22 protein-coding genes are annotated in these 26372 nt (G+C 71.0%); 10 read left to right on the forward strand and 12 right to left on the reverse strand.

Features of this window, described 5'->3' with window-relative positions:
* Window positions 1-54: 54 nt before the first annotated feature.
* The 3 genes from asnB to ACFT9I_RS09360 all read right to left on the reverse strand — a co-directional run bounded on the left by asnB (window position 55) and on the right by ACFT9I_RS09360 (window position 4899).
* Window positions 55-1962 carry an asparagine synthase (glutamine-hydrolyzing) gene (asnB, locus tag ACFT9I_RS09350; protein ID WP_382562351.1) on the reverse strand — a complete coding sequence of 636 codons (1908 nt, stop codon included), beginning with the start codon at window positions 1960-1962 and terminating at the stop codon, window positions 55-57.
* A gap of 115 nt (window positions 1963-2077) precedes the next feature.
* Entirely contained in the window at window positions 2078-2815 is a 738-nt protein-coding gene (locus ACFT9I_RS09355; RefSeq protein ID WP_382562353.1) for a signal peptidase II, read from the reverse strand.
* 14 nt (window positions 2816-2829) lie between these two features.
* Window positions 2830-4899 (reverse strand): HelD family protein, encoded by a 2070-nt coding sequence (locus tag ACFT9I_RS09360; RefSeq protein WP_382562624.1) that lies wholly within the window; start codon window positions 4897-4899, stop codon window positions 2830-2832.
* A gap of 505 nt (window positions 4900-5404) precedes the next feature.
* Between ACFT9I_RS09360 and ACFT9I_RS09365 the strand changes: the two genes are divergently transcribed.
* Window positions 5405-5614 (forward strand): hypothetical protein, encoded by a 210-nt coding sequence (locus ACFT9I_RS09365; RefSeq protein WP_382562355.1) that lies wholly within the window; start codon window positions 5405-5407, stop codon window positions 5612-5614.
* 66 nt (window positions 5615-5680) lie between these two features.
* Here ACFT9I_RS09365 and ACFT9I_RS09370 read toward each other — a convergent pair whose 3' ends face one another.
* The 3 genes from ACFT9I_RS09370 to ACFT9I_RS09380 form a co-directional block, all read right to left on the reverse strand.
* Window positions 5681-7324: a DNA repair helicase XPB gene (locus tag ACFT9I_RS09370; RefSeq protein ID WP_382562357.1), complete on the reverse strand. Its 1644-nt coding sequence runs from the start codon at window positions 7322-7324 to the stop codon at window positions 5681-5683.
* 147 nt (window positions 7325-7471) lie between these two features.
* Window positions 7472-7942: an NUDIX domain-containing protein gene (locus ACFT9I_RS09375; protein ID WP_382562359.1), complete on the reverse strand. Its 471-nt coding sequence runs from the start codon at window positions 7940-7942 to the stop codon at window positions 7472-7474.
* 4 nt (window positions 7943-7946) lie between these two features.
* Window positions 7947-8687, reverse strand: coding sequence for an XRE family transcriptional regulator (locus tag ACFT9I_RS09380; RefSeq protein WP_382562360.1), 741 nt, complete (start codon window positions 8685-8687; stop codon window positions 7947-7949).
* A gap of 131 nt (window positions 8688-8818) precedes the next feature.
* Here ACFT9I_RS09380 and tgmA point away from each other — a divergent pair, with 131 nt between their 5' ends.
* The 5 genes from tgmA to ACFT9I_RS09405 all read left to right on the forward strand — a co-directional run bounded on the left by tgmA (window position 8819) and on the right by ACFT9I_RS09405 (window position 12496).
* A complete protein-coding gene (gene tgmA, locus ACFT9I_RS09385) occupies window positions 8819-9088 on the forward strand; it encodes a putative ATP-grasp-modified RiPP (RefSeq protein WP_382562362.1) in 270 nt (89 codons plus the stop codon).
* Window position 9089: 1 nt separating this feature from the next.
* On the forward strand, window positions 9090-10061 hold the full coding sequence (gene tgmB, locus ACFT9I_RS09390; RefSeq protein WP_382562364.1) for an ATP-grasp ribosomal peptide maturase: 972 nt from the start codon (window positions 9090-9092) through the stop codon (window positions 10059-10061).
* Window positions 10051-11211, forward strand: a complete 1161-nt coding sequence (tgmC, locus tag ACFT9I_RS09395) for an ATP-grasp peptide maturase system methyltransferase (protein WP_382562366.1) — start codon at window positions 10051-10053, stop codon at window positions 11209-11211. The genes tgmB and tgmC overlap by 11 nt, the downstream gene beginning before the upstream one ends.
* A gap of 183 nt (window positions 11212-11394) precedes the next feature.
* A complete protein-coding gene (locus ACFT9I_RS09400; RefSeq protein WP_382562367.1) occupies window positions 11395-12240 on the forward strand; it encodes a helix-turn-helix domain-containing protein in 846 nt (281 codons plus the stop codon).
* The gene (locus tag ACFT9I_RS09405) at window positions 12218-12496 is read left to right on the forward strand and encodes a DUF397 domain-containing protein (RefSeq protein ID WP_382562369.1); all 279 of its coding nucleotides are present in this window, start codon (window positions 12218-12220) and stop codon (window positions 12494-12496) included. The genes ACFT9I_RS09400 and ACFT9I_RS09405 overlap by 23 nt, the downstream gene beginning before the upstream one ends.
* A 104-nt stretch (window positions 12497-12600) precedes the next feature.
* Here ACFT9I_RS09405 and ACFT9I_RS09410 read toward each other — a convergent pair whose 3' ends face one another.
* From ACFT9I_RS09410 to ACFT9I_RS09430, 5 genes are read right to left on the reverse strand one after another with little or no spacing between them, the layout of a single operon-like run.
* Window positions 12601-13536, reverse strand: a complete 936-nt coding sequence (locus ACFT9I_RS09410; protein ID WP_382562371.1) for an ROK family protein — start codon at window positions 13534-13536, stop codon at window positions 12601-12603.
* Complete coding sequence (locus tag ACFT9I_RS09415) at window positions 13533-15245, reverse strand: dipeptide ABC transporter ATP-binding protein (RefSeq protein ID WP_382562373.1); 1713 nt, start codon at window positions 15243-15245, stop codon at window positions 13533-13535. Before ACFT9I_RS09415 ends, ACFT9I_RS09410 begins: the two co-directional genes overlap by 4 nt.
* A complete protein-coding gene (locus ACFT9I_RS09420; RefSeq protein ID WP_382562375.1) occupies window positions 15242-16141 on the reverse strand; it encodes an ABC transporter permease in 900 nt (299 codons plus the stop codon). The genes ACFT9I_RS09415 and ACFT9I_RS09420 overlap by 4 nt, the downstream gene beginning before the upstream one ends.
* On the reverse strand, window positions 16138-17097 hold the full coding sequence (locus ACFT9I_RS09425) for an ABC transporter permease (protein WP_382562377.1): 960 nt from the start codon (window positions 17095-17097) through the stop codon (window positions 16138-16140). The genes ACFT9I_RS09420 and ACFT9I_RS09425 overlap by 4 nt, the downstream gene beginning before the upstream one ends.
* Before the next feature lie 50 nt (window positions 17098-17147).
* Complete coding sequence (locus ACFT9I_RS09430) at window positions 17148-18965, reverse strand: peptide ABC transporter substrate-binding protein (protein ID WP_382562379.1); 1818 nt, start codon at window positions 18963-18965, stop codon at window positions 17148-17150.
* Between the two features lie 307 nt (window positions 18966-19272).
* Between ACFT9I_RS09430 and ACFT9I_RS09435 the strand changes: the two genes are divergently transcribed.
* The 4 genes from ACFT9I_RS09435 to ACFT9I_RS09450 all read left to right on the forward strand — a co-directional run bounded on the left by ACFT9I_RS09435 (window position 19273) and on the right by ACFT9I_RS09450 (window position 23786).
* Entirely contained in the window at window positions 19273-20505 is a 1233-nt protein-coding gene (locus tag ACFT9I_RS09435; RefSeq protein ID WP_382562381.1) for an ROK family protein, read from the forward strand.
* Window positions 20506-20559: 54 nt separating this feature from the next.
* Window positions 20560-22083 (forward strand): M81 family metallopeptidase, encoded by a 1524-nt coding sequence (locus ACFT9I_RS09440; protein ID WP_382562383.1) that lies wholly within the window; start codon window positions 20560-20562, stop codon window positions 22081-22083.
* On the forward strand, window positions 22080-22850 hold the full coding sequence (locus tag ACFT9I_RS09445) for a copper homeostasis protein CutC (RefSeq protein ID WP_382562385.1): 771 nt from the start codon (window positions 22080-22082) through the stop codon (window positions 22848-22850). Before ACFT9I_RS09440 ends, ACFT9I_RS09445 begins: the two co-directional genes overlap by 4 nt.
* Window positions 22851-22967: 117 nt before the next feature.
* Window positions 22968-23786, forward strand: coding sequence for a VanZ family protein (locus ACFT9I_RS09450; RefSeq protein WP_382562387.1), 819 nt, complete (start codon window positions 22968-22970; stop codon window positions 23784-23786).
* Window positions 23787-23798: 12 nt separating this feature from the next.
* Here the strand turns inward: ACFT9I_RS09450 and ACFT9I_RS09455 are convergent, their stop codons facing one another.
* Entirely contained in the window at window positions 23799-26342 is a 2544-nt protein-coding gene (locus ACFT9I_RS09455) for a helicase-associated domain-containing protein (RefSeq protein ID WP_382562389.1), read from the reverse strand.
* Window positions 26343-26372: the final 30 nt, after the last annotated feature.

Raw genomic sequence — 26372 nt, forward strand, 5'->3', positions numbered from 1 at the left:
TCGGGGGGCCGGCGGGGGCGTCGCAGCTCCAGGGCCGGCCGGTGGGGCGGGGCGCTACAGCCTCAGGGCGGGCCGGTGGGTGCGCAGCCAGTGGTCCAGGTCCAGGACGAACTCCAGCCCCTCGCGCGGGAACCGGTCCTCGCCGTCGGCCTCCAGCAGCAGGCGGCGTACCGCCCGCCGGTCGAGCAGATCCACGGCGGGCCCGCCCGCTGCCAGCACCCGGCCGGCCTGGGCGGTCAGGATCGCCCGGTAGCGGGGGTCGCGGACCAGCGGGTACGGACTCTTGCGCCGCGCCAGTACGGGTTCGGGCAGCAGGTCGGCCACGGCGGCGCGCAGCAGGGTCTTCTCGCGTCCGTCGAAGGTCTTGAGGTGCCATGGCGTGTTGAAGACGTACTCGACCAACCGGCTGTCCAGGAACGGGACCCGGACCTCCAGGCCGATGCCCATGCTGAGCCGGTCGGTGCGGTCCAGCAGACAGGGCAGGAAGCGGGTGAGGTTGAGGTGGCTGTTGAGGCGCAGGGCGGCCTCGGCGGCGGAGGTCCCCGGCAGGTGGGTGAGTTCGGCCGACGCCTCCCGGTACAGCTCGTGGCGGTGCGCGGTCAGATCCAGATCCTTGACCAGGGCGGGATCGAGCAGGCGGGTGACGTCCGCGCGGGCCAGGACCGGCTCCCAGGGGAAGACGTCCCGGGGGAAGGCGTCCCGGGAGAATTCGTCCGGGGGAAGGACGTCCGGGGGGAAGACGTCCGGGGTGGCCTTCGAGGGGCTGAACCAGCGGTATCCGCCGAAGAGTTCGTCGGCGCCCTCGCCGGAGAGAGTGACGGTGAAGTGCTCCCGTACGGCGCGGAAGAGCGACAGCAGCGAGGTGTCGAAGTCGCCCATGGTGAGCCCGTCGCGCATCCTGCCGACCTCGTCGCGCAGCTCGGGAGCGGCGAGGTCGGCGGCGTGGAGGGCCACCCGGCGGTGTACGGAGCCGAGATGGGCCGCCATCAGGTCCACGAAGGGTCCGTCGGGATCGCGCGCCATGGTGTCCTGCCCGGCGGCGGCGGCGCGGGCTCCGACATCGACGGAGAGCGTGTGCAGGGGGTGCAGGGATTGCCGGGGGTGCCGCGGGGTCCGGGCCAGGGCGGCGATCGCGCTGGAGTCCAGGCCGCCGGAGAGCAGTACGCATACGGGTACGTCCGCCCGCAGCTGTGCGCGCACCGAATCGGCGAGCAGGGAGCGGGTGGTGGTGACGGTCGTCGGCAGATCGTCGGGGTGTTCGGCGGGGGCGAGTGACCAGTAGCGCCGGGTGCGTACGCCGTCGGCGGTGAAGGTGACGGTGGTGCCGGGCCGTACCTCGCGCAGTCCGGCGAAGGGACTGCGGCCCGGAGTCTTGATCATGGGATGGGTGCGGAGCAGCAGTTCCCGGAAGCCGTCCAGATCCACGGCGGTCTCGACGCCGGGATGGGTGAGGACGGCTTTCGGCTCGGAACCGAAGACCACGCCGTCACCCGTGAGGGCGTAGCACAGGGGCTTGATGCCGAGGCGGTCCCGCGCGAGGGTCAGGCGCCGGGTGACCGGGTGCCAGGCCGCGTAGGCGAACATGCCCTCCAGATGGGACGGGGCGCTTTCGCCCCAGGTCGCGACGGCGTGGAGTACGACCTCGCTGTCGCTCCGGGTACGGAAGCGGCAGCCGAGGTCGGTCAGTTCACGCCGTAGCCCGGTGTGGTTGTAGACCTCACCGGCGAAGACCACCACGAGTTCGGTACGTCCGCCGCGCTCGCGCACGAGGGGCTGCCGCCCGCCCTCCAGGTCCACGATCGCCAGCCGGGTGTGCCCCAGACCGACCGCGCCTTCGGACCATCCGGCGGTGGCATCGGGCCCCCGGCAGGCCAGGGTCTCGGTCATCTCCTTGAGCGAGGACCCGGCGGTGCCGGTGGGCGGAGCGCCCGTGAAACCGGCGTATCCCGTGAGACCGCACATCGTCGCCACCCCCGGCCCCGTACGAACGGGGCAGCCTCGCGAGTCAGGCCTCCGGCTCAGCTGCGGGGAAGCCGGCGCCCGGACATCCGAAGCCGACCGCCACGAGAGGAAACGATCATTCGCGGGAGAGGTCACTCCCCGCGTCGGCGTTCCGGGTGGTGGCGTGGGCGGCCTGGGTGGCCTGGGTGGCGGTCCGGGCGTCGTGGGTGGGCTCTATGCCCTTGAACGACAGCACCACGATGGTCACGGCGCCCGCGAAGATCCCGATGTCGGCGACGTTGCCGACGAAGAACCCCGAGTAGTCGATGAAGTCGACCACGTGCCCGCGCCCGAAGCCGGGGTCGCGGAGCAGCCGGTCGCCGAAGTGGGAGGTGGCGCCGCCGAGGAGCAGGCCGAGCGCGTACGTCCACGGGGTGGACCGCACGCGCCACGCGTACCAGGCGATGGCCACCACGGCGACCCCGGCGAACACGGTGAAGATCCAGGTCACGCCGGTGCCCATGGAGAAGGCGGCGCCGGGGTTGTAGACGAGCCAGAAGCGGATGAAGTCGCCGATGACGGGGATCGACTCCGAGTCCCCCAACGCGCTGACGGCCCACCACTTGGTGCCCTGGTCGAGGAGGAGCAGCCCGAGGGCGACGCCAAGAGCGGACCAGAAGAGGTGGCGGGTGGGGGAGGCGGCGGCGACGGGGGTGCTGCCGCTGTCCGTACGGGCCTCGGCCTCGGGCTCGGGCTCGGCCTCGGGCTCGGCCTCGGCCGGTACGGCGGGCACCGCCCCCGCCCCCTTCGCCGAATCCGCTCCATCGGCGGCCGCAGCCACCGTCTCCGCCTCGGGATCATCGTTCGAGTTCACCCGAACAGTGTCGCCTACCCGGCCGACCCGGCCCAGGCCGTGTCCAGCTGCTCCGGCAGCGGAGAGGCGTGGATCACGAGCAGACCCGAGACCGCGCGGGTCAGCGCCACGTACAGGCGGCGCAGGCCCGTGCGCTCGTCCGGTTCGCCCGCCACCACCGCCGAGGGCTCGTCCAGGACCACGTAGTCGTACTCAAGACCCTTCGCCAGCGACGCCGGGACCAGGGTGAGGCGGGAGACCGCCGTCGTCTCCTCGCCGGGGGCGAGGTGCGGGAGGTTCGCCGCCGACAGGGCGGCGGACAGCGCCGGGATACGGGCGTCCGCCGCGATCAGGCCGATCGAGCCCTCGTGACGCAGCGACTCCACGCAGGCGCCGACGACCGCCGCGTCCGCTTCGGCCAGATCCACCGCCGTGTCCGCTTCGGCCGGGCCCGCCGCCGTGTGCGCTTCGGCCTGGCCCACCGCCCGTACCTCCAGCGAGCCCGGCGACTCACGTACCGACGCCACCTCCGTCAGCCCCGGCGAGATCGCGGGCAGCAGGCGCGACGCGTAGGCGATCACCTCGCGCGGTACGCGGAAACCGGCCGTCAGTTCCTCGACCAGCGCGTCCGGCTTGCCCAGATGCGTCAGGGCCTCCGCCCAACTCGCCGTCGCCCAGGGCGTGGTGCCCTGCGCGAGGTCCCCGAGCACCGTCGCCGAGCCGGTCGAGCAGCGCCGGCCCACTGCCCGGTACTGCATCGGGGACAGGTCCTGCGCCTCGTCCAGTACGACATGGCCGAGCGAGTGCGTACGGGACACCAGGTCGTTCGCCTCGTCGATCAGCACCGCGTCCGCCGACGACCACTTCGCCGTCCGCAGGCTGCGCGGCGGCTTCGTCCACAGCAGCGCCTTCTGCTCCTCCGCCGTGAGCAGCCCCTCCGCGTGCTCGGCCAGGAAGTCCGCGTCGGAGAGCAGCCGCAGCACCAGCTTCGCCGGGTCGACGGCGGGCCACAGCGCCTTGACGGCGGCTTTCACGGCGGGGTTGCGGGCCACCGCGTCCTGCACGCGGTCGTCGGGTGCCTCGCCGGATCGCTCCATCTGTACGAGCACGGCGTGTGCGATGCGCTGCGGCAGGGCGTCGTGCGCGGCGCCGTAGCGGATGTCGCGGGCCAGCAACTCCCGCACCGTTTCTTCGAGTTCGTACGCCGGGACCCGCCAGCGCCGGGAGCCGCGCACCACCATGACCGGCTCGGTCGGCAGCGTGACGTGCGAGCGGACGGCCCGGCGCAGCACCTGCGCCATGCGGGCGTCGCCCTTGACGACCGCCGTCGCCGCGCTGTCCACGCCCGTCACCCGCACCTGGCCGGGCGCCGACGCCACCAGCTCGTCGACGGTCGCCTGCTTGACCTCCAACTCGCCCAGCGCGGGCAGCACTTGCTCGATGTAGTGCAGGAAGGAGGCGTTCGGTCCGATGACCAGCGTGCCGGTACGGGCCAGCCTGTCGCGGTGCGCGTACAGCAGATACGCCACCCGGTGCAGGCCGACCGCCGTCTTTCCGGTGCCGGGGCCGCCCTGCACACAGACGGAGCCGCCGAGCCCGGACCGGACGATCTCGTCCTGCTCGGGCTGGATCGTCGCGACGATGTCACGCATGGGGCCGACGCGCGGGCGTTCGATCTCGGCCTGGAGCAGCTTGCTGGAGTGGACCGCCTCCGTCGGGTCGGAGAGGTGTTCGTCCTCGTACGCGGTCAGCTCGCCGGCCGTGTAGCCGAAGCGGCGGCGCAGGCCGACGTCCTGCGGGTTCTTCTTGGATGCCTGGTAGAAGGCCTGCGAGACGGGCGCGCGCCAGTCGATCACCATGGGGTCGCCGTTTGCGTCGTGGACGTGCCGCCGGCCGATGTAGAAGCGCTCGCCCTCGGCGCCCTCGGCCTCGGCCTCGTCGGCACCGACGGCGTGCTCGTAGTCGAGGCGGCCGAAGAAGAGCGGGGTGTGGGAGAGGTCGGCGAGCGCCTTGATGCGGTCCTCGATCTGCGATTCGAGGACGGCGGCGTTGACCCAGTTCGCCGTCACGTCGCGGATGTCGAGGGCCTGGACGTCCTCGCGCATGGAGCGCAGGGCGGCGCGGGAGGCGTTGAGGTGGGCGCGTTCGCGGGCGAGGAGGGGGTCGGTGGCTGTGCCGGTGTCTGTACTGGTGCCTGTGCCTGTGCTCGTGTCTGTACGGGTCGGTGCGGGGTCGTGCGCGGACACGGTGGTGCCTCCGGATGTACGCAGGCCGACGGGCCGCGACCCGGTGGTGGCGGGGTGGCGGCGAGGCGTCGGCGATGGATCACGTCAGGGCAGCCGCCCGGTTTCCGACCGGGTGGCGGCGCTCCTCGGAGGGAGGCGGGAGAAGAGGGAGAGTGTAGTCAGCGGGTGGCGGGTGGGCGAACGGTTATTTCCGCCTGCCCCGACTTCGCCCCGACTCCGGTCCCTCTCGTTCCCTGGTACGTGTCAGGGATGGGAGGCGTAGTCCCCGTAGGGGATGCCGTATCTCTGGAGTCGTAGGGAACGGCTCTGGCGTTTCACCCCGCAGAGCGATGTGTTCCGGTCGCGGGAGAAGCACCATTGAAGTATGAGTACAGCGACCTTCACCCCCATCCCGTCCGTGCACGCCGGCCCCTCGCACAGCGGGGCGACGGCGCTCGGTTCCGCCCCTCACACCGGCTCGCACGCCCCGCACCGCGTCGGCGACGCGCTGCGGGCCGTCAAGGTCTTCGTGACCGCCGCGTTCAGCGTGGCCGTCCTCGGTGAGTACGGGGAGGAGGCGGGCATAATGCGCTGAGCCGCAAGCCCTTCCTCGCCCCGGCCCGCCCGCCCCGGCCGCCCCGGCCCGCCCGCCCCGCCCGGCTCAGTTGCCGGCCAGCAGCTCGTCGGCGTCCACGATGCGGTAGGCGTATCCCTGCTCGGCGAGGAACCGCTGGCGGTGCGCCGCGAAGTCCTGGTCGATCGTGTCGCGGGCCACCACCGAGTAGAAGCGAGCCTCGTGACCGTCCGCCTTCGGGCGGAGCACCCGGCCCAGCCGCTGCGCCTCCTCCTGGCGGGAGCCGAACGTGCCGGACACCTGGATCGCGACCGTCGCCTCCGGCAGATCGATCGAGAAGTTCGCGACCTTCGACACGACGAGCACCGAGATCTCACCCTGCCGGAACGCCTCGAACAGCTTCTCCCGCTGCGCGTTGCTCGTCTCACCCTTGATCACCGGGGCGTCCAGATGCTCGCCCAGCTCGTCGAGCTGATCGATGTACTGGCCGATGACCAGCGTCTGCTCGCCCATGTGCTTACGGACCAGCGCCTCCGTCACCTTGCGCTTCGTCGCAGTCGTCGCGCAGAAGCGGTACTTCTCGTCCTGCTCGGCCGTCGCGTACGCCAGGCGCTCGCTGTCGGTGAGATTGACCCGTACCTCGACACAGTCCGCGGGCGCGATGTAGCCCTGCGCCTCGATCTCCTTCCACGGCGCGTCGAAGCGCTTAGGCCCGATGAGCGAGAAGACGTCCGACTCGCGGCCGTCCTCCCGTACGAGCGTCGCCGTCAGCCCCAGCCGGCGCCGCGCCTGGAGGTCGGCGGTGAACTTGAAGACAGGAGCGGGCAGCAGATGCACCTCGTCGTAGATGACCAGGCCCCAGTCGCGCGAGTCGAACAGCTCCAGGTGCGGATAGACGCCCTTACGGCGGACCGTGAGCACCTGGTACGTCGCGATCGTGACCGGGCGGATCTCCTTGCGCGTACCGCTGTACTCGCCGATCTCCTCCTCGGTCAGCGACGTCCGCCGGATCAGCTCGTGCTTCCACTGCCGGGCGGAGACGGTGTTCGTGACGAGGATCAGCGTCGTCGCCTTCGCCTGCGCCATCGCCCCCGCGCCCACGAGCGTCTTGCCCGCGCCGCACGGCAGCACCACGACCCCGGACCCGCCGTGCCAGAAGCCCTCGACGGCCTGCTTCTGGTAGGGCCGCAGCGACCACTCCCGCTCGTCCAGCTCGATGGCGTGCGCCTCGCCGTCCACATACCCGGCCAGGTCCTCGGCCGGCCAGCCCAGCTTCAGCAGCGTCTGCTTGATCTGCCCACGCTCGGAGGGGTGCACGGCGACGGTGTCCGCGTCGATCCGCGTCCCGACCAGCGGCTGCACCTTCTTCGACCGCAGGATCTCCTCAAGCACCGGCCGGTCGGTGCAGGTCAGCACGAGCCCATGGGTGGGGTGCTTGGAGAGCGTGAGCCGCCCGTACCTGGCCATGGTCTCGGCGACATCCACGAGCAGCGCATGCGGCACCGGATAGCGCGAGAACGCCACCAGCGCGTCGATGACCTGCTCGGCGTCATGCCCGGCGGCCCGCGCGTTCCACAGCCCGAGCGGGGTCAGCCGGTACGTATGGATGTGCTCCGGCGCGCGCTCCAGCTCGGCGAAAGGCGCGATGGCACGACGGCAGGCATCGGCCTGGTCGTGGTCCACCTCCAGCAGCAATGTCTTGTCGCTCTGGACGATGAGAGGTCCATTCACAGCCGCGCCCTTTCGTCCTTCGTACGACCGCTTCACGCGGCCAAACGTCCAGTGTCGCGCATCGCGGACGGTTTCGGTGAGGGTGCCGCGTGTGAGGTGGGCCGGGTCGGATCGGGTGCCTGCTCTCTCAGCCGGGCCCGAGGGGCCCTACCCCAGATAGGGCTCTGCCCGATGCTCGGTGAAGTGCTGGAGACGTAGCCGTTGGGTGTGGTGCATGGGCAGTGAGTCGAGTTCGGCCGCCTCCACGAACCGCAGTTCCGTGCTCTCGTCGGAGATGGCCAGCTCACCGCCGACGATGCGCGCGGTGAAACAGACGTTGAACTGTCGCCGCACCTCCCCGTCGCTGTACTCGATGATGTGCCGGGGGTCGGTATAGGTACCGACAAGTCCCGTGATCTTCACATCGAGTCCGGTCTCCTCCTTGACCTCACGAACGGCCGCGCCAGGCAGCGAGTCGTCCAGATCCATGCCGCCACCGGGCAGCGCCCACAGATCGTTGTCCCGTCGCCGTTGCAGCAAGATGCGGCCCCGTTCGTCGGTGACCACCGCTGAGGCGGCCACGACCACCCTGTTGGGCACGGGCGCGTGGGGGTCGTCGTAGTACTCGGTCCGTGCCATGGGCTCATCCCTCCACCGGCTGGGCTGTCTCCCATACGGCGTCGAAGCTTTGCGCGTAGGTGTCGAACATGCTGCCCCCGTCGGTGCGCCGCAGGTGCCATACGGGGGCACCGTAGGCGTTGATGCCCCAGACGTGGGCGTTGACCAACGCCTGATCGTCCGCGCGGTACAGGCTGTTGTAGAGGGTTGTGCTGTGCGTTCGCAGCTCGACGCCAGGCACTCCGACAAGCGGCCGGTAGTGCATGAGCGCGAGACGGCAACGGGATTCGATTCCGTGGCCGAATCTCTCCTCCTGACCTCGTTGCCGCACGTTCGCGCTGTCCGCGTCGCCTATGGCGATCCGAACCGTGCATCCCGCTGCAGCCCGCTCGCGCAGCAGGTCGTTGAGCCGGGGATAGGCCTCATGGAGGAAGACGGCCGCGTACACCAGCACGTCGATCCGCCGGCGCGCCTGTGCCAGGAGTTCGGCGAAGACCGACACCGGGAGATCCGCCCGCTGGTCGTACAGCGCGACAAGCTCAGGGCTGACGGCCCGTGCCGTCCGTGGCTGCCGGAGCGTCGGCCACAGCGCGTGTACGTCTTCCTTCAGGGCTTCGGCGGCCCTGAGCGCAGTGACCCTTCGGGGTGTGCGTCCGAGATTGACCCATCTCTCAACGGACTTGGGATCGACGCCTGTCGCATTGGCCAGGTCGGTATGGGTCCACCCTCTTGACGTCATGGCGACCCGTAGACGTTCGTTCGGCATGGTTGATATCGCCCCCGCTTCCTGACAATGCCACTGGACACTGTCAGGGACGTTCTACTCGATGCAGGACGTCCCGAAGTGGGAAACGTATGAGGTTCCGACGTCCCGGTGAACGGCCCCATGATCACAGCATGAGCGAACCGACGAGACACCAGCCGTGGGGGACCGGACGACTGGCTCCCTATTCCAGCACCGTCGAACTGCCTTACACCCGAACCGAGATCGACGCCGCGACCCAGACCACACGCTACTTCGACGCGAGTGGTCACTGTGTCGACATGGACGGGCACGGCACCAACGAGTCGACTTCGTCCCCGACCGCGACCGGGGCCGACGGCGGTGGCGCTCAGCCGCCTGCCCCGGCGGACTCGGACGCCCTCGAAGATCATGTGCCGGACTGATATGGCCGACTCACCGGTTCTCGTCATCACCGCTCTGGGTGACCTCACGGCGGACCTGGTGCTGCGTGAGCTGTACGGCAGGGGCGTCCCGGCCGTACGGCTCGACCCCGCGATCGACTTCGCCGGGCCCGCGCGCATGAGTGCGCGCATCGCGGAAGGTCCGTTCACCGGGGATCTGACGACGGCAACCAGACGCCTCGGCCTTTCCGCGGTTCGCTCTGTCTACTGGCGGCGGCCCACTCCGTACGGCGACCCCGGGCAGGCCGAGACGCCCGGCCGGCGATTCGGCATCGAGCAGTCTCGCACCGGCTACACAGGGATGCTGACCGCCCTTCCTGGCGCGCTGCACGTGAACCATCCCATCCGGAACCGCGCGGCCGACTACAAACCCGTACAGCTCACCACCGCTGTCCGGCTGGGACTGGCCGTTCCCGACACCTTGATCACGAACGTGCCCGAGGACGCCCGCACGTTCGTGGCCGAACACGGGAGCGCGATCTACAAACCAGTGCACGGCGTGCACCTGGCGGGTGAGGACGGAAGGAGCCGGACCATCTGGGTGGACTCCGTTACGGCCGTCGAACTCGACGAGTCGATCGTGGCGTGCCCACATCTGTTCCAGGCGTGCGTGCCGAAGATCGCCGACATCCGTCTCGCCGCCGTCGGCGACCGCGTGTTCGCGACCCGCATCGACACCGACGGCGACCATCTCGACTGGCGCCAGGACCAACGCCTGATCGCCTGTTCCCAAATGCCGGTCCCGCGCGGCATCCGTGAAGCCGTGCGGTCCTACCTTCACGCGTTCGGGCTCACCTTCGGCGCATTCGACTTCGCTCTCGACTCGGACAGCCGATGGTGGTTTCTCGAATGCAACCCGAACGGTCAGTGGGCATTCGTCAATGAACCTACGACTCGAGCCATCGCGAGCGCACTCGCAGACACCCTCCAGAAGGGCGCCCCGTATGACCACTGAATTGGCCTCCGTTCTAAGGCGCCAACTCGTAGAGCAACTTGTAGACGACAGCGTGCTGCACGACCCGGATGTACGCCGAGCCGCTTCGACCGTCCCTCGCGAGGCGTTCCTCGGACAGGCGATCTACCGGCCGAGCGATCCACCGGGCATCACGGTATGGACCCCGGTCCGCCGGGGCGACGTTCCCGCTGAGGACTGGCTACGCCTCACGTACGAGAACACGACGTGGGTGACGCAGATCGACGGCGTTCTCGCCGAGGACGCCGCAGGCCCGGTCACCGGCGGCACACCGACATCGTCCTCGACACTTCCCGGACTCATCCTCTCGATGATCGAGCAGGCCGGAACCGCTCCAGGGAAGCGGACACTGATCATCGGCGCCGGCACCGGTTTGTCTACGGCCTACGTCTGCGAAGTAGTAGGCGAGGACAACACGACCGCCGTCGAGACCGACCCGGCCGTGGCCGAGCGTGCCCGAAAGGCCGTCGCCGAAGCCGGGTACGCGCCGACCTTGATCACCGCCGACGGAATGCGCGGTTACGCGGACCGGGCGCCGTACGACGTTGTGCTGGCGTTCTGCTCCATGCGGCACATCCCGTACGGGCTGCTACGGCAGATCCGCCAAGGGGGGAGCCGGCTTGTCACGCTTGCCGGGTGGGGATTCGGGCACGGTCTCGTGCTCCTGACCGCCGATGGGGCGGGCGGGGCGACAGGCGGGTTTCTGCCTGGACACACATCGTTCATGATGGCCCGCTCACACGATCGACCGCCGCGCGGTCCCTTCGAACTCCTTCCGGGTGACGAGAGACAGAGCAGGATCGACCCCGCGCTGCTCGACGAGTGGACCGGCCGGTTCGTCGCGCAACTCGCCACCCCCTCGGCCGAGCGGTTCGGCGTGGGCGGGGAACAGATCTTGCTCGACATCGCCACCGGATCACAGGCACGGACGCGGCCCGCAGAGAGCGGCCATGGATGGACCGTGATTCAGCGCGGGCCGCTCAAACTGTGGAATGCGGTCGAGGACTCGGTCGCGCTTTGGCAGAGCCACGGCTCGCCGCACCTGTCCGAGTTCGGTATGACGGTCACGTCCGCTGCTCAACAGGTCTGGTTCGGGGGGCCTGACGGACCGAGCTGGGCGCTGCCCATCTGACACGGCTGGGCGACAAGGTCGTGAAGAGTGATCCGCAGGCCGCTGACCGAGTGGAGTGTCCGCCGGTGCGACGAGGGGTGCGTGCGGACGATCAGAGAGATGTCACCTTTCGTGTCCAGTCGCTGACTCTGTGGCGCTAACGTGGATCGGGGATGATTCCGCGACGCGAAGGAGGCTGGGCGCATGACCGGCCGGGTCGAACGTCAAGAGCCGCAGTCCAACGAAGAGTTCTACGGGGACGAGCTGCGACGCAGGCGGGAGGCCGCCGAGTTGACGCAGGCCGATGTGGGTGAGCAGGTGGTGTGCTCGCCGTCGCTGATCGCCCACTTCGAGGCGGGGCGGCGTACGCCCTCACTGCCGGACGCGCACCGCCTGGACAAGGTGCTCCGTACGGACGGGTTCTTCGTGCGGATGCGGCGGACGCTGGGCAAGGTGAAGTTCGCCGAACACTTCGAGGCGGCGGCCGAGGCGGAGCAACTCGCCTCGTTCATCGAGGAGTACGCGGTGTCGTTGGTGCCGGGTCTCCTTCAGACTGAGCGGTACGCGCGGGCGGTGCTACGGGCAGGGCAGACGAACAGCACCGCTGCGGATGTCGACGAGCGTGTGGCCAACAGGCTTGAGCGCGGGCGTATGTTGAACAACCGGGAGAGCCCAACCGTGTGGGCGATCCTGAACGAGAACGTCATCCGGGCCGTGGTCGGCGGGCCCAAGGTCATGGCAGAGCAGCTCCGTCATGTCTCCGCGTTGGGACGGTCCGGTCGCGTGCTGGTGCAGGTGCTGCCCCATAGGGAGGGCGCGCACGCGACCATGAGCAGCATGGTGAAGCTGATGCGCTTCGACGACGCGCCGGACATGGTGTACGTCGAGGGCTTGCTCACCGGGGCGTTGACCGACGAGCCGTCAGTGGTACGTCGTTACCACGACGCATACGATCTGGCACGGGCCGCCTCCCTTCCCCCGGAGGCATCCCTCGATCTGCTCGACTCGGTGGCGGAGGAGTACGACCATGAGCGTTCATCGCATCCCTGACGCATCCATACTCACCACATGGCGCAAGTCCAGCTACAGCGGTCCGGACAACGGCGACTGCGTGGAGGTGGCCGGTGCGCTTCCGTGGCGCAAGTCCAGCTACAGCGGTGGTGACAACGGCAGTTGTGTGGAGGTCGTTGACGGGCTCGTCGGTGTGGTGCCTGTTCGCGACAGCAAGAACCCCCACGGTCCGGCCCTCGTTCTCTCCGGGCAGGCATGGTCCGCGTTCATCGATGGTGTGAAGAGCGACCTGTAGGCGGCATGGGGCGTCGTAGCACCGGGGCGGCGAACAGCCCGCCCCGGTGCTACGACACATGCGTAGTGCCGGAGCGCGCACGTGGCGCCCGGGGCCCGGCCTCCTCAGACCCCGACCTCTGACATCAGTTCCCGACGGGCCCGGGCCGCGGCGCCGATCGGGACCGCGTCGGTGGTCAGGGCTGCCCTGACCAGCCGGACCGGGTGGCCGCTGACCGGGGGGTCGGCGGCCAGTGCCGTCAGGATGAGGGGCTCCAGTACGGGCCAGGCGCGGCTGACCCCGCCGCCGACCACCACCGTGGTGATGTCCACGAGGCCCGCCGTCATCACGATCGCGCGGGCGATCCCGGCACCGGCGGCCCGGTACACCGCGAGGGCGTCCTGGTCGCCGTGGCCGGCCGCCTCGGCGATCTCGCGGGCGGTCAGCCGGCGGCCGGTCCGGTCCGCGTAACGGGCGCCGATGGAACGGCCGGAGGCCAGGGTCTCCAGATGGCCCCGGCCGCCGCACGAGCAGAGCAGATCGCCGAAGCCGGGAATGTGCCCGATCTCGCCGGCCGCGCCGTGCGGCCCGGCGAACAGCGCGCCGCCGGTCCACAGCGCGCCGCCGACCCCGGTGCCCAGGGTCATCCCGAGGACGTCCGACTCGCCGCGCACGGCGCCGCCGGACACTTCCCCGTAGAGGAAGGCGTTGACGTCGTTGTCCAGGAACGCCGGGACGCCCAGCGCCTCCTCGACGGCGTCCGTCACCGCGAAGCCGGCCCAGCCGGTGAAGGAGTCGCTGGCCACCAGGACGCGGCCGGTGGCGGAGTCCACCACGCCGGCCGCGCCGACCCCGCTGCCGGCGAGCCGGCCGGGGGTGCGCTTCAGCAGCGGGGCCAGCGCGCCCATGGCCGCGCCGATCATGGCCCGGCCGCCGTCGGTCGCCGGGGTCGTCACCTCGGCGCGGTCCAGCACGGTCAAGTCCTCTGCGCAGAGCACCACTTGGGTGGTGGTGCCGCCGATGTCCACTCCGGCGAAGAGCGTACGGTCGTGGGAACTCACCCCTGGACCTCCGTCCGGCCGGCCGCGAGGGTGGCCAGGCGTTCGGCTCTGCGGCCGCGTTGGATCACCGGGTCGGGCACCGGCACGGCGGCCAGCAACCGGCGGGTGTAGTCGGTCTGCGGGTGCAGCAGGGTCGCACCGGTGGCGCCCTGCTCCTCGATCCGGCCGGCCCGCATCACCACGACGCGCTGGGCGAAGTGCTGTACGACGGCCAGGTCGTGGGAGACGAAGAGACAGGCGAAGCCCAGCTCGTCCTGGAGTTCGGAGATCACTTCGAGTACCGCCTCCTGCACGCTCACGTCGAGCGCGCTGGTGGGCTCGTCGGCGACCAGCAGCCGGGGCTCCAAGACCAGGGCGCGGGCCAGGCTGACCCGCTGGCGCTGACCGCCGGACAGCTCCCTGGGGGCACGCCGGGCGAGGTCACGCGACAGCCTGACCCGGTCGAGGACGGCGGCGACCTTGGCCTGGCGGTCCTTGGCGGAGAGTCCGCGGCGGTGCACCCTGAGCGGCTCGGCGACGCACTCGCCGACCGTCATACGGGCGTCCAGCGAGGCCACCGGGTCCTGGAGGACCACGCCGATACCGGCCCGCAGCGCCCGGCGGGCCCGGGACCGGGTGCGGGCCAGGTCGGTGCCGAACAGCGAGGCGGTGCCGGAGTTCGGCGGGATCAGACCGAGCGCGACCCGGGAGGCGGTGGACTTGCCGGAGCCCGACTCGCCCACCAGGCCCAGGGTTTCCCCGGCGTGGACGGCGAGCGAAACCCCGTCCAGCGCCCGTACGGCGCCCTTGCCGTGGCCGAACACCACCGAGACGTCGCGCAGTTCGACCACCGGCTCGGTGTCCGGGCGGGTGGCCTCGGCGGCCGGCGGCGCCGGCGGGCCCGACTCGGCGACGGCCAGCCGGGGCACCGCGGCCAGCAGCCGCTTGGTGTAGTCGTGGGACGGGCGGAGCAGCACGTCCTCGACCGGACCGGTCTCCACGAGCTCGCCGTCGTACATCACGGCGACCCGGTCGGCGAAGTCCGCGACCACGCCCATGTTGTGGGTGACCAGCAGGACGCCGGTGCCGGTCTCGGCGGCGAGGCGGCGCAGCAGGTCGAGGATCTCGGCCTGCACCGTGACGTCCAGCGCGGTGGTCGGCTCGTCGGCGATCAGCAGGGCGGGCTCGTTGGCGATGGCCATGGCGATGACCACCCGCTGGCGCTGTCCGCCGGAGAGCTGGAAGGGGTAGGCGCCTGCCCGCTTCTCCGGCTCGGGGATGCCGACCTTGCGGAGGAGTCCGACGGCCTCGGCGGCGGCGTCCTTGGCGGACACCTCGCGGTGGTTGCGGATCACCTCGGCGATCTGCCTGCCGATCCGGGTCAGCGGGTCCAGCGCGGTCGCCGGCTCCTGGAACACCATGGCGACGGTCCTGCCGCGCAGCGCCGCCAGGTCGTCCTCACCGGCGCCGACCATCTGGTGGCCGGCGATGGTGGCGCTGCCGGTGGCACGGGCGTTGCCGTCCAGCAGGCCCATCGCGGCGAGCGCGATGGTGGACTTGCCGGAACCCGACTCGCCGACCAGGGCGAGCGTCTCGCCGGGGCGGACGTGCAGGGAGACACCCCGGACGGCCGGCACGTCGCCGGTCTCGGTGGTGAAGACGACACCGAGGCCGTCGAGTTCGAGTATCGGCCCGGCCTGCGGGGCGGCGGAGCCCTGGGCGGCGGTCATCCGCGTCCCCTCACGTCGAATGCGTCGCGGAGTCCGTCCCCGATCGCGTTGAACGCCCACACCACCATGATGATGGCCAGGCCGGGCGGCAGGATGAGCCACCAGTAGCCGGAGTAGGCGGCGGTGAGACCCGCCGAGAGCATGCCGCCCCAGTCGGTGGCCGGCGGCTGGACGCCCAGGCCCAGATAGGAGACGTAGGCGACCAGCAGGATGGCGTCGGCGATCTGGAAGGTGGCCGCGACGATGATGGTCGAGACGGAGTTCGGCAGGATGTGCCGGGTGATCGCCCGGGTGTGCGTCCCGCCGATGGCCCGCAGGGTCAGGACGTAGTCGCGGTTCTTCAGGCTGAGCGTCTCGGCCCTGACCAGCCGGGACGGCATCAGCCAGGAGACGAGGCCCAGGATGACGACCAGTCCGGTCGGGCCCGGGGTGGTGATGGCGGAGACCACCAGCAGGATGAAGAGTGCCGGGATGGCGATCCCCGCGTCCACGATCCGCATCATGAGCGCGTCGATCCAGCCGCCCGCGTAGCCGGCGGCGGCGCCCCACAGGGTGCCGATCACGGTGGCCAGGATGCCCGCCGCGAGGCCGACCATCAGCGACACCTTGCCGCCGTACATCAGCCGGCCCAGCTCGTCGTGGCCGACCGCGTCGGTGCCGAGCCAGTGCGAGCCGCTGGGGGCGAGGTTGACCTGTTCGAGCATCGTGTGGGTCTGGTCGGTGGAGTACACCAGCGGACCGACGAAGCAGAACAGGAAGAAGAACACCACGACGCCGAGCCCGACCACGGCGAGCTTGTTGCGCAGGAAGCGCCGGACGGCGAGCCGGGACCCGGACGCCGTGGTGGCGGCGGTGGCCTTGCCGGGCAGTTGGTCCGGCTGGATGAGGGCGCTCATGCCCGGCCTGCCTTCACTCGGGGATCGATGAGCCGCTGGACGATGTCGGCGAGCAGCGTGCCGACCACCGTGGCGATCGCGATGACCAGCACACAGCCCAGCAGCACCGGGTAGTCGGAGGACTGCGCGGCGGTCCAGAAGAGCAGCCCCATGCCGGGGTAGTTGAAGAGCTGTTCGACCACCAGGGCGCCGCCGAACAGCACCGGCACGTAGTAACCGAGCATGGCGACCACCGGCGTCAGCGAGTTACGGAACACATGCCGCCACAGGATGGCGCGGGAGCGGGAGCCGCCGGCCCGCGCGGTCCTGACGTAGTCCTCGGAGAGGTTCTCCAGGGTGGCCGCCCGCATGTAGCGGCTGAACACCGCGATCATCGAGGCGGCACCGGCGACGACCGGCAGCACCAGCGCCTGCGGGTCGGCGAACACCTGGGCGAGCGTGTCCCCTTGAGGGGCCTGGGACGGGAACCACGGCAGCACCTGGCTGAACACCAGCACCAGGATCAGCCCGAGGAAGTACACGGGCGTGGAGTAGGCGATGAAGCTCAGCGTGGTGATGACGTAGTCGACCGGCCTGTTGCGCCGGACGGCCTGCCACATGCCCAGCGGGATGGCCAGCAGAAGGCCGACGATCGCCGACAGGGCGGTGAGCACCAGGGTCTTGGGCAGCCGCTCGGTGATGAGCTGGGAGACCGGCTCGTTGAGGGTGTACGAGGATCCGAGGTCACCGTGCAGCAGGTTGTTGAGGTAGTAGAAGTACTGCACGGGAATCGGCTTGTCGAGGCCCTGATCGTGGTTGAAGGACGCGATCTGCTGCGCTGTGGCCTGCGGGCCGAGGATCCCGCGAGCGGGACCCCCGGGCAGGGCGTGCAGCAGACCGAAGACCACGATCGTGACGATGACGATCACCGCGACGGCCTGGAGGGCCCGTCGGAACAGGAACGAGGAAGTGCTCATGTGCTTTCCGGTCGCTTCGGCTCAGTGGTACGCATGGTCACCGGCCGGGCTCACTTGGTGGTCCACTTCCACATGGCGGGGTGGAAGTTGGCGAGCGAGTCCTGGGCGAAGCCGCCCAGGCCGTTCTTGACCACGGAGACCTGGTAGTCCGGCTCCGGCAGCCAGATGACCGGGAGGTCCTTGGCCAGGGCCGCGCTGTACTTCTGCGCCGCCTCGTCGGACGAGGAGGTGGTGGTCTCGGTGATCAGCTTGTCCACGGCGGGGTTGGAGTAGTTGCCGAAGTTGGAGCCGCCGCCGGTGGCGAAGATCGAGTCACCGCTCGGGTAGGCGTTGAAGTACCAACTGCCCGCGGTGCCGAAGAACGAGAGCTGCCACTTGCAGCCGGACTCGTCGGCCGTGCACTGGCCGGACTGCGCGAGGACCGAGTTGACCGGGGCGGTCTTGATGCTGAAGCCGATGCCGGTCTTGGCGAACGACGACTGCAGGGCGCTCATCATGTTGTCGGTCACGGTCGAACCGGACTGCGAGAGCACCTGCATCTGGAACTTCGTGCCCTTGTCCACCCCGGCGCCGCACTGGTTGTCGGCGGTGCCCGGCGCCGTACACACCATGGTGCCGTCCTGCTCGGTCCAGCCGTGGCCGGTCAGCAGCTGCTTCGCCTTGGTGGTGGAGAAGGGGTACGGGTTGTTCTTCTGCTCCTGCGAGACGAAGGACGAGCTCTGGCCCTGCGGGATCGGACCGTACGTCGGGACCGCGGTGCCGTTGAAGACGACCTTGGAGAGGGTGGTCTGGTCCACCGACATCTGGATGGCCTGGCGGGCGTAGAGCTGCTTGAAGACCTGGCCCATGGCGGGGTTGTTGAAGTTGTAGGGCATGTACGTGATGGCCCAGCCGGACCACGGCTTCACGGTGTAGCCCTTGGCGGTGAAGGACGACTTCTGGCTGAGGTTGGTGGCGTTGATGTAGCCGTAGTCGACCGTGCCCGCCCGGAGCGCGTTCTCCTCGGCGTCCGTGGTGGTGAACGGCAGCAGGTTCACGTGTCTGATGTTGGCCTTGCCGCCGCCGTCGTACTTGGGGTTGGCGGTCAGCTGGACCTTGCCGGCCGTGGAGAACGACTTGATGGTGTACGGGCCGCTGACCGTCTTCCAGAGCGGGTCGGTCGCGTAGCCGGAGATCTTCTTGGCGGAGTTGTTCAGGTATGTCCAGACCTTCTTGGCGCCCGCGGGGGTGCGGTCGAGGTCCGACACGGCGCCCGAGTCACTGGTCTTGTCCCAGACGTGCTGAGGCATCACGCGGATCATGCTGAGCTGGTTGGCGAGCATCCACTGCTGGTTGTACGCCTTGTCGAAGGTGAGGGTGAAGTGCGTCGGGTCAACGACCTTGAGCGAGGTCCAGTTGTCCGGCGCCTTGCCCGGGCTGTAGCTGGCCCAGTCCGCCTTGTTGGCCTTGACGAGGTTGAACCAGAACTCCATGTCCCGGGAGGTGATCTGCTTGCCGTCGCTCCAGTGCCGTTCGCCGAGCGTGATGGTGACGCTCTTGCTGTCCTCGGCGAATTCGGCGGCGGTGGCCAGCGAGTTCTTCTTGTTCCAGCCGACCGTGCCGGTGGAGCCGTCATATGCGATCAGCGGCTCCCAAAGAGACTGGGATATGGAGGAGTTGTTGGTGTTCAGGTGCGCGGCGGTGCCGACCGGGAGTATCCAGTTCGGCGTGAAGTTCGCCGGCAGCGCGTAGTTGATGGTGTCCGACGAGCCGGAGCCGGACGACGAGGTACCGCCGCCGGAACAGCCGGCCAGCAGAGCGCCCGCAGTGGCGGTGGCGCCCGCGACGAGGGCCCAGCGGCGGCTGTTCGCCGTGTGACCAGGGAACATGATTCTCCTCAGAGTGAAAGGGCCCGCATGCGTCCCAGCGATCGGGGCGGGTGCCGCAGGACCGGCACTGCGTTCCCGACAGCTAACGCCGGACACACCTGAGAAACAAAGCAAGAATTAGTAACAAGTAAGTTACTGCGAATTCGAAGTAAGTCTGCCTGTCTCAATCGACCCTCTTTTGTGGGTGCATTTGGATTGATTTGAGGGAGTTCGGGGACGGCGCACTTTCTTCGCCGGACTCTTCCCTTGCGCGAAGGGCGGGCATACTGTCGTCGCCACACCCCCCGTTGCGGAAGTTACTTCTTACATGACTGGAATAAGTGCTTGGGACGGCAAGGCCGCCAAAGGCACCTCGGCCCTTGCCGCGCGAGTTCTGGAATTCGTCGCGTCCGGCCAGGCCTCGTCGCGCGCCGAACTCGCCGGACTGCTCGGCGTATCCGCCTCCACCATCTCCCTCAGCGTGGCCCAGTTGCTGGAGCGCGGGCTGATCGCCGAGGAGGGCACCCAGTCCTCCACCGGCGGGCGGCCTCGTAAAGTGCTGAGACTGGGAAGCAGCGACGAGTTCGCCGTCGCCGCCGACCTCGGCGGCCGGCACGCCCGGATCGGTGTCGTGCTGCCCGGCGGCGGCCTGACCGATGTCTCGACCGTCCCCTTCCTGATCGCCGACGGTCCCGAGGCGGCCCTGCCGCGGCTCGCCGAGACCCTGGAGGCGCTGGCCGAGCAGCGTGGAAGGGACCGGCTGCGCGGGGTCGGGCTCTCGTTGCCGGGACCGGTGGACATCGCGTCGGGCTCCGCCGTCATGCCGTCCCGGATGCCCGGCTGGAACGGATTCCCCGTCACCGCCTGGCTGCAGGAACGCTTCGGCGTCCCGGCCGCCGTGGACAACGACGCCAACTGCATGGCGGTCGGCGAGCACACCGTACGGCCCGCCGAACACCGGAAGACGATCATGGTGAAGATCGGCTCCGCGATCGGCGCCGGCGTCATGGTCGACGGACATCTCTACCGGGGCGCCACCGGCATGGCCGGTGACATCACCCACATCCGGATCGACGGCGGCGGCGACATCCCCTGCTCCTGCGGCAACACCGGCTGCCTCGAAACCGTGGCCTCCGGCGCCGCCCTGGTCCGCATCCTGCGCGAACGCGGCGCCGACATCAGCAGCCCCGAGGACGTGGTCCGGCTGGCCGTCGACGCGGACCCGGACGCCACGCGCGCGGTCCGCAAGGCCGGCGCCTACCTGGGCCAGGTGATCGCGGCCAATGCCAACTTCTTCAACCCGGACGCCGTCTACCTCGGCGGCATCCTCTCCACCCTGGAACCCTTCGTCGCCGCCGTGCGCAGTCAGCTCTACGAGAGCTGTCACCCGCTGGTCACCCAGCACCTCACCATCGAGCGGACCAGCCTGGGCGCCAATGCCGGACTGGTCGGTGCCGGGCAGTTCGCCCTGCAGAGCGCCATGGCCCACGCCCTGCGCGAGGTCGGCGGCGCCGAGCCGGCCACCGACCGGTTCCGCGCCCCCGTGCCCCGCCACGCCTGACGCCCCCTCTACCAGCGACGCCCCACCCTCTACGAGTACGAGCCACGAGGAGCCATGCCGAAATCCCGCACCGCCGCAGCCCGCCCGGTCATCGCCGTCGCCGGACTCGGCATCGAGTCGTCCACGTTCTCCCCCGCCCGCACCCGGGCGCCCGCCTTCCACCCCTCACGCGGCGCCGAAGTGCTGGACCGGTACCCCTTCCTGGCCCCCGGCGAGGAACTGCGCGAGGCAGCCGACTGGCACGGCGCCCTGGTCGGCAAGTCGCTGCCGGGCGGCACCGTCACCGCCGCAGCCTGGGCCGAGCTGACCGACGAACTGATCGAGCGGCTCGCCGCGCTGCCCCGGCCGGACGGCCTCTGGTACGACATCCACGGCGCCATGACCGTGGAGGGCGTCGACGACGCCGAGGCGGTGCTGCTGGAACGTATCCGCGCCACCGTGGGCCCCGACGTGATCGTCTCCACCTCGATGGACCTGCACGGCAACGTCTCCCGCGAACTCGTCCACGGCAGCGACCTGATCACCTGCTACCGGATGGCCCCGCACGAGGACCACATGGAGACCAAGGAGCGGGCCGTCCGCAACCTGGTGGACCTGCTGGTCTCCGGCGCGCCCCGCCCGGTCAAGGCCTGGGTGCCGGTGCCGGTGCTGCTGGCCGGCGAGCAGACCTCCACCCGGATCGAGCCCGCCAGGAGCGTGTACGCGGCCGTCGCCGAGACCGAGGCCGTCGAGGGCGTGACCGACGCCGCGATATGGGTCGGCTACGCCTGGGCCGACGAACCGCGCAACCGTGCCGCGGTGGTGGTCACCGGCCCCGACCGGGCCGCCGTGTCGGCCGGCGCCGAGCGCCTGGCCGAGGGCTTCTGGAAGGCCCGCGACGACTTCGACTTCGTCGCCCCCACCGGCACCTTCGACTCCATCCTGGACGAGGCCCTGGCCGGTGACCGGCGCCCGTACTTCATCAGCGACACCGGCGACAACCCCACCGCCGGCGGCGCCGGCGACGTGACCTGGGGCCTGACCCGGCTGCTCGCCCGCCCGGAGTTCCAGAAGGACGAAGGGCCGACCGTCATCTACGCCTCGGTGCCGGGACCGGCCGCCGTCGAGACCGCCGTCGCCGCCGGCGTCGGCGCCACCGTCACGGTCACCGCCGGTGCCGAGGTGGACGACCGGCACGCGGGCCCGGTCACCCTGACCGGTGTGGTGCACGCCGTCCGGCACGGCGACCGTGACGCCGGGACCGAGGTCGTCATCCGCGTCGGCAGCGTGTACGCGATCCTCACCAAGCTCCGCAAGCCCTACCACCACGAGCACGACTTCACCGAGCTGGACCTCGACCCGCGCGGCGCCGACATCGTGATCGTCAAGATCGGCTACCTGGAGCCCGAACTGTTCGACATGTCGGTCGGCTGGAAGATGGCGCTCACCCCCGGCGGTGTCGACCAGGACCTGGTACGCCTGGGCCACCACCGCATCCGCCGCCCGATGTTCCCCTTCGACCGCGAGATGACCGACCCGGACCTGTCGGCACGGCTCATCCCCGCCTCCGACCAGCCTCTGAGCGGGGACGACGAGTGACCGCCCGGCCCGCCCTGGAGATCGCCGTCACCTCACCGGCCGGCGCCCGCGCCGCACGGGACAACGGCGCCGACCGGGTCGAACTCTGCGCCGCCCTGGAGCTGGGCGGCCTGACCCCGTCGGCGGCCCTGGTGGAGGCGGTCGCCCGGGAGGGACTGCCCGTACAGGTGCTGGTCAGATGCCGGCCCGGCGACTTCGTCTACGACGCGGAGGAGATCGCGCTGATGGCCGCCGAGGTGCGGTCCGTCATCGCCTCCGGCGCCGGTGGCGTGGTGATCGGCGCACTGACCGCCGACGGCGCCCTGGACACCGTGGCCGTCGCCCGGCTCGCCGAAGCGGCCCGCGCCTCGGACCGCCCGGTGGACATCACCCTGCACCGCGCGATCGACCAGTCCGCCGACCCGGTGGCCACCGCCGTACTGCTGCCCTCGCTCGGCCTCACCCGGGTCCTCACCTCGGGCGGCGCCCCCACCGCGGCCGAGGGGCTGGCGGCGATCGCCGAGATGGCCGCCGCCGCGGCCGGAGTGCAGGTGATGGCCGGTGGCGGGATGCGCCCCGCCGACATCCCGGCCCTGGTCTCCGCCGGAGCCGCCGCCGTCCACCTCTCCGCCAAGGCCAGGGCACGGCCCCGGCAGGGAGGCCGCTGGGTACCGCTCGGTGCCGGGGGCGCGTCGGCCGAGCAGGACACCCACTTCGTCACCGATCCCGAAGTGGTGGCCGAGGCACGGGAGGCAGTGCTGCGCCTCCAGGAGACCGGCGGGACATGAGACCGGCGGGACATGAGACCGGCGGGACATGAGACCGGCCGGACATGAGGCCGAGCGGGACCGGTTCGGGTGCGTAGGTGGGCGGGGCCGGGGCAAGCGGGGCCTATGGCCGCTGAAATGGAACGGACCGGTGGGCGCTCGGGCGCTCGTACGGTGGAGGGGTCGGGGCGTGCGGGCTCGACATGGAGTACGTCGTGGGGCGGAGCCGTGTTGCGGGTGGTCATCCTCGCCGTCGCGCTCCTGCTGCTCGTCGGGTTCGCCGCCGTACTCGCGGAGTTGACGCTCACGCCGTCGCCCGCCTCGGCGCAGATCGCCGGGGCCAATCTGCGGCCGGGGCATTCGCTGCGGCAGTACGCCGAGGACTACACGTTCCTCGCGGCGTGCAAGCAGGTCGGCGGCAACGTGCTGATGGGCGCGCCGTTCGGGCTGCTGCTGCCGGTGCTGGTGCCGCGCAGGTTCCGGATGTTGCGGGTGGTGGCGCTGACCGTGGTCATGATGACCGTGGTGGAGCTGGCGCAGGGTGCGATCGTCGAGGGCCGGGCCTTCGACGTGGACGACGTGATCATGAACACGACCGGTGCGTTCCTCGCGTATCTGCTGCTGGGGCGCCGGTTGAGCCACCGCTTCCACACGCTGGGGTTCCGTTCCCTGGAGGCGCAGGCCCAGCGCGAGGAGGAGCGGGAGCGCGAGCGGGCGGCGGAGAAGAAGGCCCGGCGCGCGAGCGTGGCCACGCCCACGACCGGGCGTACGCCGTGGATCGAGCGCGCACGGGCCGCCGTGAAGCGCGAGCCCGGGGCGGCCGAGAAGACCGCCGCCAGGAAGACCACCGCCAAGAAGGCGACCGCGAAGAAGACCACCGCCAAGAAAGCGGCCGGTGCGAAGAAGAAGGCCGTCGCCCCCAAGACGGCCGCCCCGAGCCGGCGCTTCCGGAAGTAGCCGCGGCGGCCGTTACGCCGGGTCGTCCGCCAGTTCCGCCACGCCCGTGATGCGGTGCAGCGGGTACGTGCGGACCTCGTCCGCCGTGTGGTCGTACGCCGTCACGAAGCCGCCCTCGACCCGTACCGGCGCGATCACCCGCTGGCTCGCCGCGCCCTCCGCGTTCACGTAGCCGATCCAGAGCGCCGACCCCGTCAGCGCGGCGGCCTGCACCGTCGCCAGTGTCTCGGCCGACGTCGTGCGGGGCAGATCGCCGCCCGGTGCCGCCGACGCCGGTTCGGGGAGCGTCTTGCGTACGACCGTCGCCGCCTGGTCCCCGGCCCGGATCGCCCGTACCGCCGCGCCGAGCAACGTCGGCGCGGGCACCGGCGGGCCGTCGGGAACGGGGGCCGGCGGCGTACGCGGCGGGGTGCGGTGCGCGTGGGCGCGGGTGACCAGGACGTCGCCCTCGGCGGACTCGGCGGCCGGTGCCAGGCCCATCGAGCGCAGCCCGTCCAGCAGCGTCGAGGGGTCGGCCTGGGCCGCCAGGACCGTGGGGGCGAGACGGCGCAGCCGCAGGCCGTGGGAGCGCCGGTCGGCCAGGATCTCGTCCAGGACGGCCTCGTCGTCGCAGCGTACGTACGCCGACGCGGAACCGATCCGCAGATGCCCGTGCCGCCGCGCCATGTCGTCGATGAGATAGCTGAGCGGCTGCGGCACCGCCGTACGGCTGTGCGCCGCGAGGAACGCGTGCAGGTCGGAGGCCGACAGCCCGGCGTCGAGCGCGCGGCGCACGGACGCGGGCGTGAAGCGGTAGACGGTCGCGCCGCCCCGCGACTCGATGTCGGCGATCACGGACAGCGTCTCGGCCAGCGGCCGCAGCAGCGGCCCGGGGGCGACGGCCGTGAGGTCGGCCTGGAGCAGCACGTGGTCCAGGGGTTCGGGCAGGTGGGGGGCGAGGACGCGGGCGGCGTTCAGACCGGTGGCCGACAGCTCCGCGCCGGTGGCGGAGCCCGCGCGGGATGCCGGTTTCGGGAAGGCCCCCATCCCGGTCGCCACGTCGGGCGGGGCGATCAGCGCGCGGCCGTGCGACGACAGCGCGCCGCGGCCGGTCACGCCGAGCATCTCCGCCTCGTTCAGCGTCCACGCGGCGATACGCGCCCGCAGATCCTCGGGCCGGCCCGCCACCGCGCCGCGCAGCGGGCGCTCCCAGCGCAGCCGGGCGAGCACGCTCTCCGGGTCGGGCGCGGTGCCCTCCGGGAGGCTCGCGAGCAGGTCGAGTACGTGGCGTCGTACCTCCGGCGCGATACCCCGGTCCAGGTCCGGGCCGAGCACGGCGAGCGTACGGCCCTTGCTGTCCTGGCTGCCCACGAGGCCCGAGGTACGGGTGGCGCCCAGCCAGGCCGTGGCCAGGCGGGACCAGCGTTCGGCCGGGGGCAGCTCGGGCCACTGGTCGTAGGCGGGCGTCGGCGCGTACCGCTCGTCCGCCTCACCGTCCGCCGCCAACAGCCCGGCCGCGTAGGAGAGTTCGACCCAGAAGGCGGCGACGGGCTCGGTGGTGTCCAGTGCGGTGGCGGTGCGCTTGAGGTCGCGTACGGAGAGGCCGCCGGCGCGCAGGACGTTCGGGCCGCCCTCGTTCCACTCCTTGGCCAGCTCTTCGATCGTCTCCAGCGCGGTGTACGCCTGGGCCGCCGCCGCGCTGTCCACAACCTGTGGGTGGCCGACGGCGGACGAGGCGGCGGACGACGCGGACGGGTGCGGCTGGATCTCCGGCGGCTGCGGCTCGGTGTGCCGGTGCGCGCGCCCGCCGCGCAGATGCAGCGCGGCCTCGCGCGGCAGCACGACGGTGCGCGTGGAGGTCGGCAGCAGCAGCCCGTGGTCACGCAGCCACTGCACGGGCGGTGCGGGCTTCGAGGTGATCTCGCCGTACGGAGGCCCCCACACCAGCCGGTCGAGAACGGCCAGCGCGTCGGGCGGGGCGGTGTCGAGGAGCGCCGCCATGCGCGTGCGGTCGGTGAACAGCGCGGCCAGCGCGGTGACCGCCGAGACCGAGTCGTGCGTGGACGGCAGCCCGGCGGTGGTGATGATCTCCTGGATCCGGCCCGGCGACATCCCCGCCGTGGCCTCGGCGACGGTCGGGCCGAGCCCGGTCGGGGAGGGGTGGCTGGGGGACGGGGCCAGGATCTCGCGCGCCGTACGGACCAGCCGCAGCCGGTCGTCGGCGCCCCAGATCAGCGCCTGCTCGCGCAGCGCGGCGACGGCGCGCGGCAGGGCCGCCTCGACGCGCGGATCGCCCTCGTCGCCGGTCATCAGCGCGCGGACGGCCTCGTACGGCGCGGGGTCGGTCGAGGCCGCCAGCGCCTCGGCGGTCTGGAGCGTGAAGCGGTCGAGCCGCTCCAGCGCCCGCATGACGGAGGCGCGGGTACCGGCGCGGGTGGCGAGCTGGCCGAGGTCGTTGGGTACGGGGCTCAGCAGGTCGGGACGCGCGCGCAGCAGGGCGGCCAGCGCGTCGTCGTCGCGGGTGCGCAGGGCCTCCGCGAGCGTACGCGGGGGCGTTCCGCCGGATCGTTCGGACACGTGCGCCTCCAGGGGCGGCTAGCTGATTCC

The organism is Streptomyces sp. NPDC057137 (genome assembly GCF_042670825.1).
GTDB lineage: Bacteria > Actinomycetota > Actinomycetes > Streptomycetales > Streptomycetaceae > Streptomyces.

Bases quoted from the DNA above. Each gene is read 5' to 3' on its own strand.
- ACFT9I_RS09415 (WP_382562373.1), bottom strand. From the start codon at position 15,245: ATGACCGCCGCCCAGGGCTCCGCCGCCCCGCAGGCCGGGCCGATACTC.
- tgmB (WP_382562364.1), top strand. From the start codon at position 9,090: ATGGCCGACTCACCGGTTCTCGTCATCACCGCTCTGGGTGACCTCACG.
- ACFT9I_RS09365 (WP_382562355.1), top strand. From the start codon at position 5,405: ATGAGTACAGCGACCTTCACCCCCATCCCGTCCGTGCACGCCGGCCCC.
- tgmA (WP_382562362.1), top strand. From the start codon at position 8,819: ATGAGCGAACCGACGAGACACCAGCCGTGGGGGACCGGACGACTGGCT.
- ACFT9I_RS09440 (WP_382562383.1), top strand. From the start codon at position 20,560: ATGCCGAAATCCCGCACCGCCGCAGCCCGCCCGGTCATCGCCGTCGCC.
- ACFT9I_RS09360 (WP_382562624.1), bottom strand. From the start codon at position 4,899: ATGCGCGAGGACGTCCAGGCCCTCGACATCCGCGACGTGACGGCGAAC.
- ACFT9I_RS09420 (WP_382562375.1), bottom strand. From the start codon at position 16,141: ATGAGCGCCCTCATCCAGCCGGACCAACTGCCCGGCAAGGCCACCGCC.
- ACFT9I_RS09380 (WP_382562360.1), bottom strand. From the start codon at position 8,687: ATGCCGAACGAACGTCTACGGGTCGCCATGACGTCAAGAGGGTGGACC.
- ACFT9I_RS09430 (WP_382562379.1), bottom strand. From the start codon at position 18,965: ATGTTCCCTGGTCACACGGCGAACAGCCGCCGCTGGGCCCTCGTCGCG.
- ACFT9I_RS09435 (WP_382562381.1), top strand. From the start codon at position 19,273: ATGACTGGAATAAGTGCTTGGGACGGCAAGGCCGCCAAAGGCACCTCG.
- ACFT9I_RS09400 (WP_382562367.1), top strand. From the start codon at position 11,395: ATGACCGGCCGGGTCGAACGTCAAGAGCCGCAGTCCAACGAAGAGTTC.
- ACFT9I_RS09375 (WP_382562359.1), bottom strand. From the start codon at position 7,942: ATGGCACGGACCGAGTACTACGACGACCCCCACGCGCCCGTGCCCAAC.
- ACFT9I_RS09450 (WP_382562387.1), top strand. From the start codon at position 22,968: ATGGAACGGACCGGTGGGCGCTCGGGCGCTCGTACGGTGGAGGGGTCG.
- ACFT9I_RS09425 (WP_382562377.1), bottom strand. From the start codon at position 17,097: ATGAGCACTTCCTCGTTCCTGTTCCGACGGGCCCTCCAGGCCGTCGCG.
- tgmC (WP_382562366.1), top strand. From the start codon at position 10,051: ATGACCACTGAATTGGCCTCCGTTCTAAGGCGCCAACTCGTAGAGCAA.
- asnB (WP_382562351.1), bottom strand. From the start codon at position 1,962: ATGTGCGGTCTCACGGGATACGCCGGTTTCACGGGCGCTCCGCCCACC.
- ACFT9I_RS09405 (WP_382562369.1), top strand. From the start codon at position 12,218: ATGAGCGTTCATCGCATCCCTGACGCATCCATACTCACCACATGGCGC.